Origin of the sequence: Novosphingobium sp. B1 (assembly GCF_900176395.1) — a bacterium.
In the GTDB taxonomy this organism is placed as follows: domain Bacteria; phylum Pseudomonadota; class Alphaproteobacteria; order Sphingomonadales; family Sphingomonadaceae; genus Novosphingobium.
In genome coordinates, this window is sequence record NZ_FWXL01000001.1 from 324,010 (window position 1) to 341,820 (window position 17,811).

A 17,811-nucleotide genomic window follows, 5' to 3' on the forward strand; every position below is an offset into this window, starting at 1 on the left:
AGGACACGGAAAAAACGCCCATGCCCATCGCCATCAAGATGCCCGCCCTCTCGCCCACCATGGAAGAGGGGACGCTTTCAAAGTGGCTGGTGAAGGTGGGTGACAAGGTTTCCTCGGGCGATATCATGGCCGAGATCGAGACCGACAAGGCCACGATGGAGTTCGAAGCCGTCGACGAAGGCACGATAGTATCGATCGACGTTGCCGAAGGGTCGGAAGGCGTCAAGGTTGGCACCGTGATCGCTATGGTCGCCGGCGAGGACGAAGACGCCAGCGCGCCCGCGCCCGTCGCGAAGTCTGCTGAAGCTGCGCCCGCGCCGAAGGCAGAAACCGCTCCGGCTCCCGCCGCTCCCGCAGTTGCAGCTCCGGCCCCGGCAGGCGCCGCAGCACCCGCGCCCAAGGGCGATCGCGTCATCGCCAGCCCGCTGGCCAAGCGCATTGCTGCCGACAAGGGGATCGATCTTGCCGGTGTGGCCGGTTCGGGCCCGAATGGCCGCATTGTCCGCGCCGACGTTGAAGGCGCCAAGCCGACTGCGGCCGCGCCTGCTACTGCTGCACCCGCCGCTGCCACACCAGCAGCAGCACCGGTCCCGCCCCCTGCACCGGCAGCGATCCCGGACTTCGGAATCCCTTACGAAGCGACCAAGCTTAACAACGTGCGCAAGACGATCGCGCGCCGCCTGACCGAGGCGAAGCAGACGATCCCGCACATCTACCTCACCGTCGATATCCAGCTCGATGCGTTGCTCAAGCTGCGCGGACAGCTCAACAAGGCTCTCGAAGCTCAGGGCGTGAAGCTCTCGGTGAATGACCTGATTATCAAGGCGCTGGCCAAGGCGCTGGTGCGGGTGCCGAAGTGCAACGTCAGCTTCGCAGGTGACGAACTGCGGACCTACAGCCGCGCCGATATCTCGGTCGCCGTCGCCGCCCCTTCGGGCCTGATCACCCCGATCATCGTCGATGCGGGCAACAAGTCTATCTCGGCCATCGCCACGGAAATGAAGACGCTGGCCGGCAAGGCGCGCGAGGGCAAACTGCAGCCCCATGAATATCAGGGCGGCACGGCCTCGCTTTCCAACCTCGGCATGTTCGGCATCAAGAGCTTCGATGCCGTGATCAACCCGCCGCAGGCGATGATCATGGCAGTGGGAGCGGGCGAGCAGCGCCCCTATGTCATCGATGGTGCGCTTGGCATCGCAACGGTCATGTCGGCCACCGGCAGCTTCGACCACCGCGCTATCGATGGCGCCGATGGCGCAGAGCTGATGCAGGCGTTCAAGAATCTCATCGAGAATCCGCTGGGTCTGGTGGCCTGAGCCTGATCGCCTGAAACACGTCGCAGGGGTGCAATGATGGCCGATCCGCTACCACAAGGCGAACCGGCCATCCGCATCACGGCGATGCCTGCTGATGCGAACCCCGCCGGCGATATCTTTGGCGGGTGGCTGATGGCGCAAATGGACATGGCGGCAGGTATCGTCGCGGCAAGGAGGGCCAAGGGCCGCGCCGCAACAATCGCCGTTGAAGGCATGACCTTCCATCATCCGGTCCATGTGGGCGACGAGGTTTCGGTCTATGCCACGCTTGCCAAGGCCGGGCGGACCTCGATGACCATCGATGTCGAGACATGGCGCCGCGCCCGCACAGGCGAGGACCGCCAGAAGGTAACGCAAGCACGATTCTTTTTCGTCGCCATCGACGACGAACGCAAACCGCGGCCATTGCCGCAGACAGACTGACAGGAGCATTTGCGTGGCTGACCAATACGACGTCATCGTCCTCGGATCGGGCCCCGGCGGATATGTCGCGGCGATCCGCTGCGCGCAGCTTGGCCTGAAGACCGCCATTGTTGAGCGCGAGAACCTGGGCGGCATCTGCCTCAACTGGGGCTGCATCCCGACCAAGGCACTGCTTCGCTCGGCCGAAGTGCTCAATCACATGAAGCACGCCGCAGCCTACGGCCTTGCTGCCGACAATATCCGCGCCGATCTCGATGCTGTGGTCAAGCGTTCGCGTGGGGTGGCCAAGCAGCTCAATCAGGGCGTCACGCACCTGATGAAGAAGAACAAGATCACGGTGCACATGGGTAACGGCGTGCTCAAGACGGCAACTTCGGTTGAAGTGACCGGCGACAAGGGAACCGAGACGATCTCGGCCAAGCACGTCATCGTCGCCACCGGCGCGCGGGCGCGCGACCTGCCGTTCGCCAAGGCCGATGGCGAGCGCGTTTGGACCTATCGCCACGCGATGACGCCGAAGCAGATGCCGACGAAGCTACTGGTCATAGGCTCGGGCGCGATCGGCATCGAATTCGCCAGCTTCTACAACGACATGGGCGCCGAAGTTACCGTTGTCGAGATGATGGACCGCGTCGTCCCGGTGGAAGACGCCGACGTTTCCGCATTCCTCGAAAAGGCGCTGACCAAGCAGGGCATGAAGATCATGACTGGCGCAGGCGTCGAAAGCCTTGCGGTTTCGGCTTCGGGCGTGAAGGCGAAGATCAAGGGCAAGGATGGCAAGGTTGCCGAGGCTGACTACAGCCATGTCATCGTCGCCGTTGGCATCGTGCCGAACACCGAGAACATCGGACTTGAAACTGCCGGCGTGAAGGCTGAACGCGGCATTATCGCGATCGACGGCTATGGCCGCACCAACGTGAAGGGACTCTGGGCGATCGGCGACGTGACGCCAGGACCTTGGCTGGCGCATAAGGCGAGCCATGAAGGTGTTATCGCTGCCGAGGCCATCGCGGCCGAACTCGGCAACAAGGACGTCCACCCGCACCCGATGGATCGCGCGAATATTCCGGGTTGCACCTACTGCCACCCGCAGATCGCCAGCGTCGGACTGACCGAGGCTAAGGCCAAGGAAGCTGGCTACACGCTCAAGGTCGGGACCTTCCCGTTCATCGGCAACGGCAAGGCCATCGCGCTGGGTGAGCCCGAAGGTTTCGTGAAGACCGTGTTCGATGCCAAGACCGGCGAACTGCTGGGCGCCCACATGATCGGTGCGGAAGTGACCGAGATGATTCAGGGCTACGTGGTCGGCAAGACGCTTGAGACGACCGAGGCTGAACTGATGCACACGATCTTCCCGCACCCAACGATCAGCGAATCGATGCATGAGAGCGTGCTCGCTGCATACGGGCGGGCGATCCACATCTGATTTCGAAGCGTTGAACCGCAAATCATCAGGTGCGGGCAGCGATGCCCGCACTTTTTGTTTGTGGCCAATGCGATAGCGGAATGTTTCGACAGGAACTGGCAGCCATCCGGCGGGTTGACCGCGCAGGAGAGACGCCATGGAATACGAAATCGAAGAGCCGCTCGATAGGGGCTTCTGGGAGTGGGATCGTCGCGAAAAGGAACGCTCGCGCCAGATTGATCACCAGGACATGACGAGAAGGGCACTCGAAATTCCGGAGTCGGAAGAATTCTGAAATCGAAAGCTGGCGGACAGGGTGGGATTCGAACCCACGGTGAGCTTCCACCCACGGCGGTTTTCAAGACCGCTGCCTTAAACCACTCGGCCACCTGTCCGCGCGGCGGGACGTGCCATCCCGCTCGGGTCGCCGTTAGCGGGTTTGTCGTCGGTCGCAAAGGGGATTCCCATGGCAATCTATCCGTGCGACATCCCGCCCATGAAATTTAGTCAAAGTGCGAAGGTCGTTCGAACTGCAGCAGTGGGTCTGCTGGCTCTGGTTATGGCGGGGCCGGCTGCAGGCCAGGTTGATTCTGAAGAAGCCGGGTTTCAGGGCTATCTGCAGTTGCTTGCGGCGCGTGGGCGGGCGGAAGGCGTGCGTGAAACCACCATTGCGGCGATGACGCAGGGGCTAACGCTCAACCGCCGTGTCATTGAACTGGATCGGGCACAGCCGGGTTCGTCATCAGGCGCAATTCCGGCGTTCGAGCCCTATCGCCGTTCGCACGTCGATGCCGCCCGGATTGCCCGGGGCCGCCGCCAGTATGAAGCGGTGGCCGGACAGGTCAGTGCGATCGAGCGGCGCTATGGCGTACCCGCGCCGATCATGCTCGCGATCTGGGGTCATGAAACCGACTACGGCGGATATACCGGCAACTTCGATCTGCCACGCGCGTTGGCAACGCTGGCCTTCGAAGGACGGCGGCGCGAGCTTTTTGCGGACGAGTTCGTGGCGGCGATGAAGATGGTGGACCGTGGTGTCCCACGCTCGAAGCTCGTCGGCAGTTGGGCTGGTGCCTTTGGCAACCCCCAGTTCCTGCCGTCGGTTTATCTCCGGGTAGCGCAGGATGGCGACGGCGATGGTCTGGCCGATATCTGGAGCAACCGTACGGACACCTTGGCCTCCATTGCCAACTACTTTCGCGATGCTGGCTGGCGGACCGGACAGCCTTGGGGGGTTGCGGTAAGCGTCCCCGATGAGCTGGATCGCGCTAGCCTGGGCACTACACTCAAGAGTCCGCGCTGCCCGCGCGTGTTCGATCGGCATACGGGCTGGAAGACGATGGCGGAGTGGCGTGCGCTCGGCATTGTTCCGCGTTCCGGTTCCTGGCCGGCCGACAACGTCATGGCCAGCCTGCTCGAACCGGATGGGCGCGGCCGGACTGCCTATCTGCTAACCGGAAATTATAGGGTTATCCTCGATTACAACTGCTCGAACTTTTACGCTTTGTCCGTGGGGCTTCTTGCAGATGAGATCAGTCGTTAATCGCTCGGGCAGTCTCCTCGCCCTTGCTGCCGCGTTGGTGCTTTCGGCATGTGGCGGCGCAAGTGCCCGCGTGGCCGCCCCGTCATCCGATCCCGCCAAAGGGCCGGCAGGCGATTACCCGATGGTGCTGGGCGCCCCCTTCCTTGTCGACGGCGTGACTTACACCCCCGCCGATACGCTCAATTACGATTCGGTCGGTTATGCTCAGTCCGCAGCGGGGCAGGGCGTGTCGGGTGCACACCGTACGCTTCCGTTGCCAAGCTATGTCGAAGTGACATCGCTTGAAACGGGGCGCACCATCCTTGTCCGGCTGACGCAGCGCGGACCAATGACCGGTGCTGACCTGCTGTCGCTATCACCGGCGGCCTGGTCGCAGCTTGGCGCCACGCCAGGCGGTCGACTGCCAGTGCGCGTGCGCCGGGTAAATCCACCGGAAGCCGAGCGCGCATTGCTTCGGGAAGGCGGACAGGCTCCTGCACGCATGGATACGCCGCCGGGACTGCTTGCTGCGCTCAAGCGCAAGCTGGGCCTTCCCGCGGTTGCGGCTCCCGTCCCGGATCCGGCACCGGTCCCTGTTGCCAGGCCGTTGCCGGCTAAGCCTCTTCCGGTCGAGGCCAAGGCGAAAGAGCCGGCGACGCCGGAGCAAAAGATGGCTCCGGCCAAGCCAAGCCCGGCCCCTGCCAAGGCCGCGCCGCCCGCGTCTGCCGCGACGCCGCCTGCTGCTTCGGCATCTGTCGGCAAAGCGCTTTACGTGCAGGTCGGAGCGTATTCCACCCGCGAAAGGGCCGAGGCCGTGGCCAAGCGTATTGGCGGGGCGGTCTCTGCTGCAGGAAAATACTGGCGTGTTCGCACTGGCCCTCACAAGGATCGTGGACAAGCCGACGCAGCGCTGGCGAAGGCGCGCGCAGGCGGCTATGCCGATGCGAAGGTTGTGCCAGCTCCCTGATCTCCCGGGCGGCGCAGGCACGCATTTGGGTTTCGGGAACTGCGCTTGCATTTGAAGATCATGACCATCGCAGCAGCGTGTTCGCTGGCAGCCTTGCCGGTCGAAGCTGCCGCGCCCGAGACGTCGACTGATCCGCTCATGACGATGCCGCGGATTGACGCACCGATTGCGCTGATGGTCGATGTGGGATCCGGCCGGGTGCTCTATGCCCGAGATCCGCACCGCCGCTTCGTTCCCGCCTCGATCACGAAGATCATGACGAGCTATGTCGCGTTCGACCTGGTCAGCAAGGGCAAGCTCCGCCTCGACCAGAAGATCCCCATTCGCAAAGAGACGTTCCGCAAGTGGCGCAATGTCGGTAGCACCATGTTCCTGCCGGCTGAAGCGCAGCCGACCGTTGCAGAACTGATAGAGGGCATCGTTACGGTCTCAGCCAACGATGCCTGCGTGGTCCTTGCCGAAGGCGCCACAGGCTCGGTCGAGGGCTTTACCACTCTCATGAACGAGGCCGCTGCCAAGCTTGGCATGCTCGATAGTCACTTCAACACGCCCAACGGATGGATGGACGAGGGCCAGACATATGTATCTGCGGCCGATCTCGCCACGCTGAGCAGCGCGCTGATGACCCGGTTTCCCGAGCTTTATCGCCGCTTCTATGGGCATGCCGAAATGACTTGGGGCGGCATAACCCAGCCCAACCATAACCCGCTCTATGGCTTTGTGGCCGGGGCAGACGGCGTGAAGACCGGGTTCACCAACGAGGCGGGCTACGGGTTCGTCGGCTCAGCCCAGCGCAATGGCCGGCGTCTTGTAATGGTATTGGGGGGTTATGATCGCCCGATCGATCGCACCAACCAGTCACGCGCCTTCATCGAATGGGGCTTTGCTGCCTGGGACTCCAGCCGAATCTTTGCAAAAGGCACTCAGGTCGGCACAGCAATTGTGCAGGGCGGCGAGGCGAGGGAAGTGCCGCTCGTCGCGCCGCATGACCTTGGCGTGACGGTGCCACGCGGCGCCAGGCCGAACTACACTGTCTCGATCCGCTACAAGGGTCCGCTCAAGGCGCCGATCCGCAAAGGGGAAACCGTGGCGAGCCTGCTCGTGCGGGTTCCAGGCGAACCGGTGCATGTTCTCCCGTTGGCGGCAGGCGTCGAGGTGGCCAGAGGTGGCGTGATGGCGCGTCTGCGAGACGGCACCATGGGACTGGTAGGCCTGTGAGAGCCAAGGGCAGGTTCATCGCGCTCGAAGGCGGCGAAGGGGTCGGCAAGTCGACGCAAGGACGCCTGCTGGCCGAAGCACTGCACCGGCAGGGCCACGAAGTCGTTACCACGCGTGAACCCGGTGGGACGGCAGGAGCCGAGGCAATCCGCGCCATGGTGCTGGGCACCGAGGGCGATGGCTGGGGCGCTCGCGCCGAGGCGTTGCTTTTTGCGGCCGCGCGGGCCGATCATGTCGAAAGGCTGATCCTGCCCGCCATCGCCCGTGGTGCCTGGGTGGTATGTGATCGCTTCGTCGATAGCAGCCGCGCCTATCAGGGTGGGGGCGGTGGACTGTCCGACGCCGATGTTCTCGACCTGCACCGGATTGGCAGCGGCGCTCTGATGCCAGATGTGACCTTGCTGCTCACCGTGCCGCCCGAGGTCGCCGCAGAACGGCTCGCCCGTCGTGATGGCGGCTTGGCAGACAGGATCGGCGGGCGCGATGCAGACTATCACGCCCGCGTAGCCGCAGCCTTCGTTGCCTTTGCCAGGTCGTCTCCCGAACGCTTTGCCATCATTGATGCGCAAGGGACGCCTGACGAGGTTCACGAACGTGTCATGGCCGCAGTCGGCGGACTTGCCTGATGAACGGGCCGAAGCTTGCCGGTCATGATGAGGCTTGGCGCATATGGGATGCGGCATTGGCCGGGGACCGCATGCACCATGGCTGGATCCTTGCCGGGCGTGAAGGGTTGGGCAAGGCAACTTTTGCGCGTCAAGCCGCAGCTGCTCTGGTGGCAGAGCCGGGCGTCCTGCAACCTGCGATAGAATCACACCCCGACATCCTTACGCTTTCTCCTCTTCCCGCCAACGACGATGAGGCAAGGAAGCGCGACGACGGGAAGCCCTACCAGCTCAAGCGGAACATCACGGTCGACCAGATCCGCGAGATTCAGCGTCGCCTGACGACGCGTCCAACTCTCGGTTCTCGCCGCGCGGTCATCATCGACTCTGCCGACCAGCTTGAGAAGAGCGCTGTCAACGCCCTGCTCAAAAGCCTTGAAGAACCGCCGATCGGAACGTTCTTCCTGCTCGTTGTCCATGCGCTGGGCCGGCTGCTCCCGACGGTCCGTTCGCGGTGCACCGTGGTCCGCTTTCATCCTCTGTCCGAAGGTGATGTCGCGCGGGTAGTCGATACGCTCGCACCGGAGCTCGACGCCACCGCGCGAAGTGCTGCCCTTACGGTGGCAGGTGGTTCTCCCGGCGCGGCACTCGCTTTCGCGCAGCACGACCTGGGTAAGGCTCAGACGATCTTTGCCCGCATACTCGAACAGGGTGACGGCGATTTCGCATTGCGCGGTGCGCTTGCAGGCGCGCTCGGTACGAGGCCCGATCGCGATCGCGTGGCGGCGGCGATCGAGGCAGCGCGGATGACCGTCATTGGCGCGGTGCCCCACGCAACCGACGTCGCGCGCCAGAGGCTGGTCGATGTACACGCCCGTCTCGTCAAGCTTGCCGGCGAAGCTCCGATCTACAACTTCGATCCCGGCATCCTGACTTTGGAAATCGGCTCCTTGCTGGCATCGGCTGCGCCGACTAGGGAAGGGCCGCGATAAGCCACGAGATTCCCTTTCAGAAAGCGACCGGCCCGATGGGCGAACCCTTTTACATCACCACCGCCATCTCCTATCCAAACGGCAAGCCGCACATCGGCCACGCCTATGAAGCGATTGCTGCCGACGTCATTGCGCGGTTTCAGCGAGCCATGGGCCGGGATGTACGTTTTCAGACCGGGACCGACGAACACGGCTTGAAGATGGCGCAGAAGGCACGCGAGCTGGGCATTACCCCTCGTGAGCTTTCAGACGAAATGTCGTCGCATTTCATCAAGATGTGCGACGAACTCAACGTGTCCTACGATGTGTTCATTCGTACCACCGAGGAGCGGCATCACGCAGCGACGCAGGAATTGTGGCAGCGCATGGAAGCCAGTGGGGATCTCTATCTGGATCGCTACGAGGGCTGGTATTCGGTGCGCGACGAAGCGTTCTACGATGAAAGCGAACTGGTGGCGGGGGAAGGGGGCGAGAAGCTCTCGCCGCAAGGCACGCCGGTCGAATGGACGGTCGAAGAAAGCTGGTTCTTCCGCCTGTCGAAGTACGCTGAACCGCTTTTGAAGCTCTACAATGAGCAACCGGAGTTCATCCAGCCCGACAGCCGCCGCAACGAAGTCATTCGCTTCGTGGAGGGTGGTCTGCGCGACCTGTCCGTTTCGCGTACCAGTTTTGACTGGGGCGTGAAGGTGCCGGGCAGCGACGGGCACGTCATGTACGTGTGGGTCGACGCGCTGACCAACTACCTCACCGGATTGGGATTTCCGCAAGAGTCCGGCGATTTCTCAAGGTATTGGCCGGCGAACCTCCACCTCATCGGCAAGGACATCGTCCGTTTTCACACGGTCTATTGGCCTGCCTTCCTGATGAGCGCGAATATCGCCTTGCCCAAGCAGGTTTTTGGCCACGGATTCCTGCTTAATCGCGGGCAAAAGGAGTCAAAGTCGCTCGGCAACGTGACCGATCCGCTCGATCTGGCAGAACGGTTTGGCGTCGATCCCTTGCGCTATTTCCTGATGCGCGAAGTCGCTTTCGGGCAGGACGGTTCCTATTCACAGGAAGCCATCGTGACCCGTTGCAACGCCGAACTTGCCAACAGCTACGGCAATCTTGTTCAGCGTACATTGTCCATGATTTTCAAGAACATGGGTGGCTCGCTGGAAAAGTTTTCAAGCACCGAGGCGGACGATGCCCTTCTGGCCGCGGTTTTTGGCGCGTGCCGAGACGAGCTGCCTCGTGAGTTCGCTGCGCTGAATTTCTCCGGCGGGATCGATGCATGGATGCGCGCCGTCTTCGCCTGCAATGCATATGTGGATGAACAGGCGCCCTGGGCTCTGCGCAAGACCGATCCGGAACGAATGAAGGCCGTGCTGCTTACCCTGTTCATGGCGATCAGGGATCTGACAATCGCGATTGCACCCGTGGTTCCCGCTGCGGCATCCAGGGTTCTGGACCAGCTCGGCATACCCGACGACGCGCGCGGGTTCGCGGCGCTGTCGGATGCAGACTGGTATCTGGCGCGCGTTGAAACCGGCGAACCCCTTGGCCAGCCTGTGCCTGCATTCCCGCGCCTGGAATTGCCCGAGGAGCCTGCCTCGGCATGATGCTGATCGATTCACATTGCCATCTGAATTACAAAGGCCTGGTCGAAGATCAGGCTGAAATCCTGGCGCGCGCCCGCAAAACGGGAGTGAAAGGCTTCCTCAACATCTCCACGCGTCAATGCGAATGGAACGAGATCGTCGCCACGGCAGAGCGTGAAAGCGATGTGTGGGCAAGCATCGGAATTCACCCGCACGAAGCCGATCAGCATTCTGATCTCGGCGAGGCTGCCCTGCTTGAAGCGGCCGCCAACCCCCGCGTGATTGGCATCGGCGAAACCGGGCTCGATTACTACTACGACCATTCCGACCGGCAGGTGCAGCAGGATCTGTTCCGCGTACATATCGGCGTGGCGCGCGAAACCGGCCTGCCGCTGATCGTCCATACCCGCGACGCCGAAGACGACACCATCCGGATCATCGAGGAAGAGATGGGGAAGGGGGCGTTTCCAGCGCTCATTCACTGCTTTACTGCGTCGGCACCGTTTGCTGCAAGAATGCTGGAGCTGGGCCTCACCATCTCGATCTCGGGAATCGTTACGTTCAAGAATGCCAAGGACTTGCAGGCGATTGTGGCGAATCTGCCTGAGGATCGGCTGCTTGTTGAAACTGACGCGCCGTTCCTCGCGCCAGTTCCGCATCGCGGAAAGACCTGCGAGCCGGCCTTCGTGGCCGATACTTGCGCATTCGTCGCAGACTTGCGCGGGACGTCGAAGGAAGCCTTGGCGGATCGTACCGGCACCAATTTCTTCAAGCTTTTCAGCAAGGCCAGCCTGTGAAGTTGACGATCCTGGGGTCGGGCACTTCCACAGGCGTGCCTCGTATCGGGAACGATTGGGGCGAGTGCGACCCTGTTGAGCCAAGAAACCGGCGTACTCGTGTCGCCATCATGGTCGAAGGCGATGATGGCAGCAGGCTTCTGGTCGATACGCCGACCGACCTTCGCCAGCAATTTCTGAGCTGCGGCATTGATCGCGTGGACGGTGTGCTCTGGACGCACGATCACGCCGATCACTGCCATGGCATCGATGATCTGAGGCCGCTTCGCTACGGCCGCGCGGGGCCGATCCCAGGTTTTGCTGCCAGCGAAACCGTGCGCCGTCTGCGACAGCGTTTCGGTTACGTCTTTGCCGGGCAGCATGGTTACCACACGATCGTGGAACTGGATAACCTCGACCGTGTACGGATGCTGAGCGGTATCGGTATCGGCCACTGCCAGATGCCGCACGGTCCGGCGCAATCCACCGCCTATCGTTTCGATCAGGCTGGAAAAACAATTGGTTACGCGACAGACTTCAGCGAAGTAACAGACGAGATGATCGATCTGTTCTACAAGGTCGATGTTCTGGTTGTCGATTGCCTGCGCCGGCAACCCCATCCGACACATTGTCATCTTGCCATGGCGCTTGAACTGATCGAGGCAACACGCTCAGGACGTGGCGTGCTGACGCACCTCGACAAATCCATGGATTACCAAACGCTATGCGACGAGACTCCAGCAAACGTCGAACCGGCCTTTGACGGTCTTGAAATCGTGATTTGACGGAGAAAGGCTTTGATCAGTTCGGACTTCGCTCGGATCATTGGCATCGGGCTTGCGCTCGTCCTGGTCGTCGCCAATCTCAAGGGACGTCAGATCGGACTGTCAGACGGCCTGCGTATGGCGGCATTATGGGGTTTCCTTATCATAGTCGCGACGCTCGTTTTTATCACGCTGGGATGGTGACCCGCTCCTCCAGACCGATACTCAATTTACATAATACATATTATCAACATTGCTTGATGTAAGCGCAAAGTAGAGATGTCCCATCCCGCAAATTAGAGATGTCCCATTGTGATGGGTGCTCGCGGGCAGCGGTGGCATAGTCATCCTCTGCACTGGAGGACGGCGCTTATGACGGTGGTGGCGATGAGCCATGGCGAGCTTTCGCGGTACGATACGCTGCTTCGGGTGATGCGTCGGGAGCTGCGGGTTCAGGATGCGGCAAACCTGTTGGGCTTGACGCGTTGCCAGGTTGGCCGGCTGTTGATCCGTGTGCGAACTGACGGCGCTGAAGGCGTTGTTTCACGAAAGCGTGGTCGCCCGAGCAACCGCAGGCACAGCGATGCCTTTCGGGAACAGGTCCTGTCACTGGTGCGCGAGCATTACGCGGATTTTGGTCCAACTCTGGCGGCCGAGTATCTGGCGGAGCGGCACGGCATTGTCATTTCGCACGAGACGCTGCGCAAGTTGATGATCATGGCCGGGCTCTGGAAGGATCGCGACGCGCGGCGTCCTCGGCCTTACCAGCCTCGCTACCGCCGGGATTGTCGCGGCGAGTTGATCCAGGTCGATGGTTCGAAGCATTGGTGGATGGAAGACCGCGGGCCGCAACGCACCTTGCTGGTCTACATCGACGACGCGACTAGCGAGCTGATGCAGCTGAAGATGGTCGAGAGCGAGAGCACGTTCGCCTACATGGACGCGACCCGCGAGTACATCGAAAAGCATGGCAAGCCCGTAGCGTTCTACTCCGACAAGCACGGCGTCTTCCGGAACAACACCGCAAGTGCGAACGGCGATGGCATGACCCACTACGGGCGGGCGATGGAATCGCTGAACATCGAGATCATCTGCGCCAACTCGCCGCAGGCCAAAGGCCGGGTCGAGCGTGCCAACGCGACGCTTCAGGACCGGTTGGTCAAGGCGATGCGGTTGGAAGGGATATCGACGATCGCCGAGGCGAACGCGTTCCTGCCGGACTACATGGAGCGGCACAACGAGCGGTTCGCGAAGCCGGCGTTCGATCCGCGCGATCTGCACCGGCCGTTGGCACCGCATGACGATCTGCGCACGCAGCTGGTCTGGCGCGAGTGGCGCACGGTGACGCAAGCGCTGGCGCTGCACTACAACAAGGCGCTGTTCATCCTGGATCCGAACGAGATCAGCCGGGCACTGGCTGGCAAACGCGTGGAGGTCTGCGAGTACCCCGATGGTGGCCTCGAGATCCGCCATGGCGAGCATGCCCTCCCCTACCGGATGCACGACAAGATCCGGCAGGTGAACCAGGCTGCCATCGTCGACAACAAGCATCTCGACGCAGCGCTGGCCATGGCGAAGCTGATGCAGGAGCAGTTGCCTCCCAGGAAGCGGAACGACAACGAGCCGAAGCGTCGCTCGCAACCGACGCACCTCTTCCCTCCCCCGCTCGGCCCCGACGGCCTGCCAATCAAGCCCAAGCGCGGACGCCCTCCCCTTCGGCGGATCAAGCCTACTGATGCAGCTCTGCGCGTACTGGAGAACTGTTGAGGGAGCCCACTGCTATCGCAGCGGGTCCAAGGCGCATCCCAGCAACCGCAGCGCACCAGCAGGGCCTATGCTGCGCAAGGTTGAAACGCTACGCATAGCCCCTGCTGAACGCGAGCGGGACATCTCTACTTTGAAGAAAATAAGACTTCTCTAACTTGCCCGAACACTTGAGCCGTTCGGCACGACACATGCTGGCGAGCCCCAACGCTACGGACCGAGGCCATGAACACCAACTCCCTCACAAATCTTTCGCGCCTGATTGGCATCATGGCACGACTTCGCGATCCTGAGTGCGGCTGCGAATGGGACCGTGCGCAGACTTTCGCGACGATCGCACCCTATACCATTGAGGAAGCCTACGAGGTCGACGACGCAATTGCTCGCGATGATATGTCCGCGCTCAAGGAGGAGCTCGGCGACTTGCTGTTCCAGGTCGTGTTTCATGCGCGCATGGCCGAAGAACAAGGTTTGTTCTCATTCGACGATGTCGCAAAGACCATTTCCGACAAGATGGAAGCCCGCCATCCGCATGTCTTCGGGAGCGAGTCCGACGAAGGCCAGTCGCGCGAAGAGCGTTGGGAAAACGCCAAGGCGGCCGAGCGCAAGTCCAAGGGTGCCACCAGCGCCATGGACGGTGTGGCCCTGGCACTCCCAGCACTGATGCGTGCTGAAAAACTTCAGAAGCGCGCCGCTCGCCAAGGTTTCGACTGGCCCGATCCGGCTGATGCTGCTGAAAAGGTTGTCGAAGAAATTCAGGAACTTGCTGAGGCTTCTTCGGAGAAGGAGCGCGCCGAGGAAGCGGGCGATCTGTTGTTCGCTACCGTCAACGTCGTGCGCAAGCATGGCGTTGCTCCGGAGGAAGCGCTGCGCAAGGCGAACGACAAGTTCGAACGTCGTTTCAAAGGCATGGAAAGACTGGCTGAAGGCAGTTTTGCCAGTCTCTCCCTCGAGGAACAGGAGGCGCTGTGGCAGGCAGTGAAAGCTTCAGAGCGCAGTGAAGCGTCCTAGCTCGCGCTGCGTCAGCCTCACGGTGATCCGCATCGCCGGCTCGCCGTTTTCAGCTTCAACCTGCGTTTCGTCCAGTATATCTCCGTGGGCATGAAGCCATGCATGGCGCTGCCCGTCAGATAACGGGACGGTGAATTCGAGCGTGTGTGCTCCGCCGGTCAGCATTTGGCCGAGCCGTTCAAGCAAAGCGTTGACGCCTGCACCTGTCAGCGCCGAGATCGGCACCACGGGCACTTCTGCAATCTGCGCCGAAATCAGATCCCCGCGCATGGCCTGCTCGTCTTCCGAAAGCAGGTCCCATTTGTTCCAGGCCTCAATTATCGGAATCTTCGAGCCCCCTTCCCCGAACACCTCGAGGTCGGCCAGGATCTGCTCAACCTCGGCCTTCTGATCTGCCGTGGCCGGGTTGGACACGTCGCGAACATGCACGATCACGTCCGCCGCTGTTACTTCCTCGAGCGTAGCGCGGAAGGCGGCGATGAGCTGGGTCGGCAGATCGGAAATGAAGCCGACAGTGTCCGATAGGATCGCCTTCTCCACGCCCGGCAGACGGATTGCGCGCATTGTCGGATCGAGGGTAGCGAACAGCAGGTCTTCGGCCATCACGTCCGCGCCGGTCAGGCGGTTGAACAGCGTGGACTTGCCGGCGTTGGTATAGCCGACCAGCGCGATTACCGGCCACGGCGCCCGCTGCCGTCGTTCGCGGTGCAGCCCGCGCGTGCGCCGAACCTGCTCCAGTTCCTTGCGCAACCGTGCCATGCGCCCGCGGATCTGGCGGCGGTCCGCCTCGATCTGTGTCTCGCCCGGTCCGCCAAGAAAGCCAAAGCCACCGCGCTGACGTTCAAGGTGGGTCCAGGATCGTACGAGACGCCCGGCCTGGTAATCGAGGTGTGCCAGCTCGACCTGCAAACGCCCTTCCGCCGTAGCCGCGCGCTCGCCAAAAATCTCGAGAATCAGCCCGGTCCGGTCAATTACCTTCCGCTTGAGCTTTTCCTCAAGATTGCGCTGCTGGATAGCCGACAGCGATCCATCGACGATGACCAGCTCGGCGTCCGCCATGTTGCAGGCAACAGCGATGCGATCGACCTGGCCCTCACCGAAAAGGGTGGCCGGACGAACCGCACGGATCGGCAGGATGAAGGCATCGACGACTTCGATGCCGATGGCGCGCGCCAGCCCCTGCCCCTCGTCGAGTCGGGATTCGGCATCGCTGCCGAGGCCCCCTCCCCGTTGCTTGATGTCGGGCAGGACGACCACGGCGCGCGCGCCTCGGGTGACTTCACCGGAAATCTCGCCGGTGTTGTTGCCAAATTCAAAAGTACTCAGGAATCCTCACCATCCCAGTCGCCGGTAAGATCAACGTGACCGGCAGGCTGAATTGTCGAAACGGCATGCTTGTAGGCGAGCTGGACGTAGCCCTCGCGCTCGAGCAGCATGCAGAAGAGATCATAGGACGCGACCTTGCCCTGCAGCATGACGCCGTTCACGAGGAACATCGTCACCTGGACGCCGGAATCGCGCACGCTGGACAGGAAGACTTCCTGCAGCAAACGGGCCTTCTTGCCGTTTTCCTCTCCACCGGTCTGGAAGTGCGCAACCGAAAGCTGCTGCCCGGGCATGATCGTCGAAATAGCGTGCTTGTAGACCAGTTGCGACTGGCCGTCGCGCCGCAGCAGGATCGAGAAATTATCGAACCACGTGACGATGCCCTGCAGCTTCACCCCCTTCACGAGAAACATCGTGACGGGAATCTTGTTCTTGCGCAGGTGGTTGAGGAAAAGGTCCTGAAGGTTCTGGCCCTTGCCACCGCTGGGCCCCGGGGTTGCAGTAGGTGCATCCGCAACAGCTGCGGCTTCAGCCTTGGGTCGAGGGCGGGCGGACAATGTCTTTCCGGTCATTTCACGTGACTCCGTTTTATATTGGCTCGGCCCTTTTTGGAGCCTTCGCGATCTGGCGGCTGCGAACAGTCACAGCGCCGGGTTCGTCCACAAGTTTAGGTCCCCGCGCCTCGTCCGTAAACATGGGAAATTGCGCAGGGTTCCGAATTAATGCGTATTCGTCGAACTTATCCGAAGGTCAGTCTTCGTCTTCGTCCTCGCGCCGTTCCGCCATCCCCAGAAGCTTGAGCTTGCGATGAAGTGCCGAGCGCTCCATCCCGATGAAGCTGGCTGTCTTGGAAATGTTGCCCGAAAAGCGGCGGATCTGCACCTTGAGATATTCGCGCTCGAAGTTTTCGCGTGCCTCCCGCAGCGGCACGCCCATCAGGGCTGATCCACCTGATTCGGCACTCATGGGCGAATGGACGATTTCGGAGGGCAGCATGTCGGCATCGATCCGCGCCAGCCGGTCCCGCGGCGCAAGAATAACGGTGCGCTCGACCACATTGCGCAACTGCCGGACATTCCCGGGCCAGTCGTAACTTTGCAACGCCGCCATTGCTTCAGGCGAGATCGCCGGCGGCACCACGCCTTGCTCACGGGCGCACCTGGCAAAGAAATGATCGATCAACGCCGGTATGTCGTCACGGCGCTCGATGAGCGATGGAATTGCCACGGGTACGACGTTGAGCCGGTAATAGAGGTCCTCGCGGAAGCGGCGTTCGGCGATTTCCTTCTCGAGCGGGCGCGAGGAGGAAGATACCACGCGGACGTCGACGCGGATCTGGCGGTGCCCTCCTACGCGAACGAACGATTGCTCGGTCAGCACGCGCAGGATGCGCGCCTGGCTCGAGGCGGGCATGTCCGAAACCTCGTCCAGAAACAGCGTGCCACCATCGGCCATTTCCAGCATGCCGGCACGCACGAGCTTGCCGTCGATTTCCTCGCCGAACAGCTCCTGTTCAAACCGCTCAGGCGTGATCCGCGCCGAATTGACGGTGATGAACGGGCTGTTGGTCCGCGGACTCCAGGAGTGCAGCAATCGCGCTGCAACTTCCTTGCCCGATCCTGCGGGACCGGTAATCAGCAGTCGGCTGCCAGTGTTTGCCACGCGCTTGAGCGTTGCGCGAACCTGGTTGATCGCTGAGCTGTTTCCCGTAAATTCCTCTGCAATTGCAAAGCCTTGGCGCAATTGCTGATTCTCGCGCCTAAGGCGCTCCGTCTCGGTGGCACGCTCCACCAAAAGCAGCAGCCGCTCGGCCTCGAATGGTTTTTCGAGAAAGTCCATCGCGCCCCGGCTGATCGCTGAAACAGCCGTGTCGATGTTTCCGTGGCCCGAAAAGATTATGACCGGAAGCTCGGGTTCGCGCTTCTTGATTTCGTCGAGCACTTCGAGCCCGTCCATCGGACTGCCATGCAGCCACACGTCGAGGAGAACGAGGCTTGGTCTGCGCTCGTCAATTGCAGACAGGGCTGATGTGCTGTCCCCGGCGAGGCGACAGCCATAGCCTTCGTCCGACAAGACGCCGGCGACGAGTTCGCGGATATCGCGTTCGTCGTCTACGATGAGGATGTCGAGTGCCATTGCGTG

At 61.9% G+C, this 17,811-nt stretch carries 18 protein-coding genes and 1 tRNA gene; 15 read left to right on the top strand and 4 right to left on the bottom strand.

The window, feature by feature from the left end:
• The first annotated feature begins 20 nt into the window (after window positions 1-20).
• The 4 genes from B9A23_RS01570 (at window position 21) to B9A23_RS22640 (ending at window position 3,439) form a co-directional block, all read left to right on the top strand.
• Window positions 21-1,316 carry a pyruvate dehydrogenase complex dihydrolipoamide acetyltransferase gene (locus tag B9A23_RS01570; RefSeq protein WP_084277026.1) on the top strand — a complete coding sequence of 432 codons (1,296 nt, stop codon included), beginning with the start codon at window positions 21-23 and terminating at the stop codon, window positions 1,314-1,316.
• Window positions 1,317-1,352: 36 nt separating this feature from the next.
• Window positions 1,353-1,739, top strand: coding sequence for an acyl-CoA thioesterase (locus B9A23_RS01575; RefSeq protein ID WP_084277476.1), 387 nt, complete (start codon window positions 1,353-1,355; stop codon window positions 1,737-1,739).
• A gap of 13 nt (window positions 1,740-1,752) precedes the next feature.
• Window positions 1,753-3,165 (top strand): dihydrolipoyl dehydrogenase, encoded by a 1,413-nt coding sequence (lpdA, locus tag B9A23_RS01580; protein WP_084277027.1) that lies wholly within the window; start codon window positions 1,753-1,755, stop codon window positions 3,163-3,165.
• A 136-nt stretch (window positions 3,166-3,301) separates the two neighbouring features.
• On the top strand, window positions 3,302-3,439 hold the full coding sequence (locus B9A23_RS22640; RefSeq protein ID WP_176217834.1) for a hypothetical protein: 138 nt from the start codon (window positions 3,302-3,304) through the stop codon (window positions 3,437-3,439).
• 10 nt (window positions 3,440-3,449) lie between these two features.
• Here B9A23_RS22640 and B9A23_RS01585 read toward each other — a convergent pair.
• Window positions 3,450-3,539, bottom strand: a tRNA-Ser gene (locus B9A23_RS01585).
• Between the two features lie 101 nt (window positions 3,540-3,640).
• Between B9A23_RS01585 and B9A23_RS01590 the strand changes: the two genes are divergently transcribed.
• From B9A23_RS01590 to mazG, 11 genes are all read left to right on the top strand, one after another.
• Window positions 3,641-4,687 (top strand): lytic murein transglycosylase, encoded by a 1,047-nt coding sequence (locus tag B9A23_RS01590; protein WP_084277477.1) that lies wholly within the window; start codon window positions 3,641-3,643, stop codon window positions 4,685-4,687.
• On the top strand, window positions 4,671-5,633 hold the full coding sequence (locus B9A23_RS01595) for an SPOR domain-containing protein (RefSeq protein ID WP_084277029.1): 963 nt from the start codon (window positions 4,671-4,673) through the stop codon (window positions 5,631-5,633). The genes B9A23_RS01590 and B9A23_RS01595 overlap by 17 nt, the downstream gene beginning before the upstream one ends.
• Window positions 5,634-5,693: 60 nt before the next feature.
• Complete coding sequence (locus B9A23_RS01600; RefSeq protein WP_084277478.1) at window positions 5,694-6,851, top strand: D-alanyl-D-alanine carboxypeptidase family protein; 1,158 nt, start codon at window positions 5,694-5,696, stop codon at window positions 6,849-6,851.
• Window positions 6,848-7,477 (top strand): dTMP kinase, encoded by a 630-nt coding sequence (gene tmk / locus B9A23_RS01605; RefSeq protein WP_084277030.1) that lies wholly within the window; start codon window positions 6,848-6,850, stop codon window positions 7,475-7,477. The genes B9A23_RS01600 and tmk overlap by 4 nt, the downstream gene beginning before the upstream one ends.
• Window positions 7,477-8,448, top strand: a complete 972-nt coding sequence (locus B9A23_RS01610) for a DNA polymerase III subunit delta' (RefSeq protein ID WP_084277032.1) — start codon at window positions 7,477-7,479, stop codon at window positions 8,446-8,448. The genes tmk and B9A23_RS01610 overlap by 1 nt, the downstream gene beginning before the upstream one ends.
• 35 nt (window positions 8,449-8,483) lie before the next feature.
• Entirely contained in the window at window positions 8,484-10,049 is a 1,566-nt protein-coding gene (gene metG / locus B9A23_RS01615; protein WP_084277034.1) for a methionine--tRNA ligase, read from the top strand.
• Window positions 10,049-10,825 carry a TatD family hydrolase gene (locus tag B9A23_RS01620; protein WP_084277479.1) on the top strand — a complete coding sequence of 259 codons (777 nt, stop codon included), beginning with the start codon at window positions 10,049-10,051 and terminating at the stop codon, window positions 10,823-10,825. The genes metG and B9A23_RS01620 overlap by 1 nt, the downstream gene beginning before the upstream one ends.
• A complete protein-coding gene (locus B9A23_RS01625) occupies window positions 10,822-11,589 on the top strand; it encodes an MBL fold metallo-hydrolase (RefSeq protein WP_084277036.1) in 768 nt (255 codons plus the stop codon). Before B9A23_RS01620 ends, B9A23_RS01625 begins: the two co-directional genes overlap by 4 nt.
• Window positions 11,590-11,601: 12 nt before the next feature.
• Window positions 11,602-11,772 carry a hypothetical protein gene (locus B9A23_RS22645; RefSeq protein WP_176217835.1) on the top strand — a complete coding sequence of 57 codons (171 nt, stop codon included), beginning with the start codon at window positions 11,602-11,604 and terminating at the stop codon, window positions 11,770-11,772.
• 168 nt (window positions 11,773-11,940) lie between these two features.
• Complete coding sequence (locus tag B9A23_RS01630) at window positions 11,941-13,335, top strand: ISNCY family transposase (protein WP_084277038.1); 1,395 nt, start codon at window positions 11,941-11,943, stop codon at window positions 13,333-13,335.
• Window positions 13,336-13,557: 222 nt separating this feature from the next.
• Window positions 13,558-14,343, top strand: coding sequence for a nucleoside triphosphate pyrophosphohydrolase (mazG, locus tag B9A23_RS01635; protein WP_084277040.1), 786 nt, complete (start codon window positions 13,558-13,560; stop codon window positions 14,341-14,343).
• Here the strand turns inward: mazG and hflX are convergent.
• From hflX to B9A23_RS01650, 3 genes are all read right to left on the bottom strand, one after another.
• Complete coding sequence (gene hflX, locus B9A23_RS01640) at window positions 14,320-15,600, bottom strand: GTPase HflX (RefSeq protein WP_254894916.1); 1,281 nt, start codon at window positions 15,598-15,600, stop codon at window positions 14,320-14,322. The two genes, mazG and hflX, sit on opposite strands and share 24 nt — an antisense overlap.
• 65 nt (window positions 15,601-15,665) lie before the next feature.
• Window positions 15,666-16,241 carry an RNA chaperone Hfq gene (gene hfq / locus B9A23_RS01645; RefSeq protein WP_084277043.1) on the bottom strand — a complete coding sequence of 192 codons (576 nt, stop codon included), beginning with the start codon at window positions 16,239-16,241 and terminating at the stop codon, window positions 15,666-15,668.
• Between the two features lie 178 nt (window positions 16,242-16,419).
• Window positions 16,420-17,805 carry a nitrogen assimilation response regulator NtrX gene (locus B9A23_RS01650; RefSeq protein WP_084277045.1) on the bottom strand — a complete coding sequence of 462 codons (1,386 nt, stop codon included), beginning with the start codon at window positions 17,803-17,805 and terminating at the stop codon, window positions 16,420-16,422.
• Between the last annotated feature and the right edge of the window lie 6 nt (window positions 17,806-17,811).

What these genes read in the sequence shown, in the direction of transcription:
- B9A23_RS01600 (WP_084277478.1), top strand. Translation starts at nt 5,694, where the DNA reads ATGACCATCGCAGCAGCGTGTTCGCTGGCAGCCTTGCCGGTCGAAGCT.
- B9A23_RS22640 (WP_176217834.1), top strand. Translation starts at nt 3,302, where the DNA reads ATGGAATACGAAATCGAAGAGCCGCTCGATAGGGGCTTCTGGGAGTGG.
- B9A23_RS01630 (WP_084277038.1), top strand. Translation starts at nt 11,941, where the DNA reads ATGACGGTGGTGGCGATGAGCCATGGCGAGCTTTCGCGGTACGATACG.
- B9A23_RS01620 (WP_084277479.1), top strand. Translation starts at nt 10,049, where the DNA reads ATGCTGATCGATTCACATTGCCATCTGAATTACAAAGGCCTGGTCGAA.
- B9A23_RS01575 (WP_084277476.1), top strand. Translation starts at nt 1,353, where the DNA reads ATGGCCGATCCGCTACCACAAGGCGAACCGGCCATCCGCATCACGGCG.
- mazG (WP_084277040.1), top strand. Translation starts at nt 13,558, where the DNA reads ATGAACACCAACTCCCTCACAAATCTTTCGCGCCTGATTGGCATCATG.
- B9A23_RS01650 (WP_084277045.1), bottom strand. Translation starts at nt 17,805, where the DNA reads ATGGCACTCGACATCCTCATCGTAGACGACGAACGCGATATCCGCGAA.
- B9A23_RS01570 (WP_084277026.1), top strand. Translation starts at nt 21, where the DNA reads ATGCCCATCGCCATCAAGATGCCCGCCCTCTCGCCCACCATGGAAGAG.
- hfq (WP_084277043.1), bottom strand. Translation starts at nt 16,241, where the DNA reads ATGACCGGAAAGACATTGTCCGCCCGCCCTCGACCCAAGGCTGAAGCC.
- B9A23_RS01610 (WP_084277032.1), top strand. Translation starts at nt 7,477, where the DNA reads ATGAACGGGCCGAAGCTTGCCGGTCATGATGAGGCTTGGCGCATATGG.
- B9A23_RS01590 (WP_084277477.1), top strand. Translation starts at nt 3,641, where the DNA reads ATGAAATTTAGTCAAAGTGCGAAGGTCGTTCGAACTGCAGCAGTGGGT.
- metG (WP_084277034.1), top strand. Translation starts at nt 8,484, where the DNA reads ATGGGCGAACCCTTTTACATCACCACCGCCATCTCCTATCCAAACGGC.
- B9A23_RS01595 (WP_084277029.1), top strand. Translation starts at nt 4,671, where the DNA reads ATGAGATCAGTCGTTAATCGCTCGGGCAGTCTCCTCGCCCTTGCTGCC.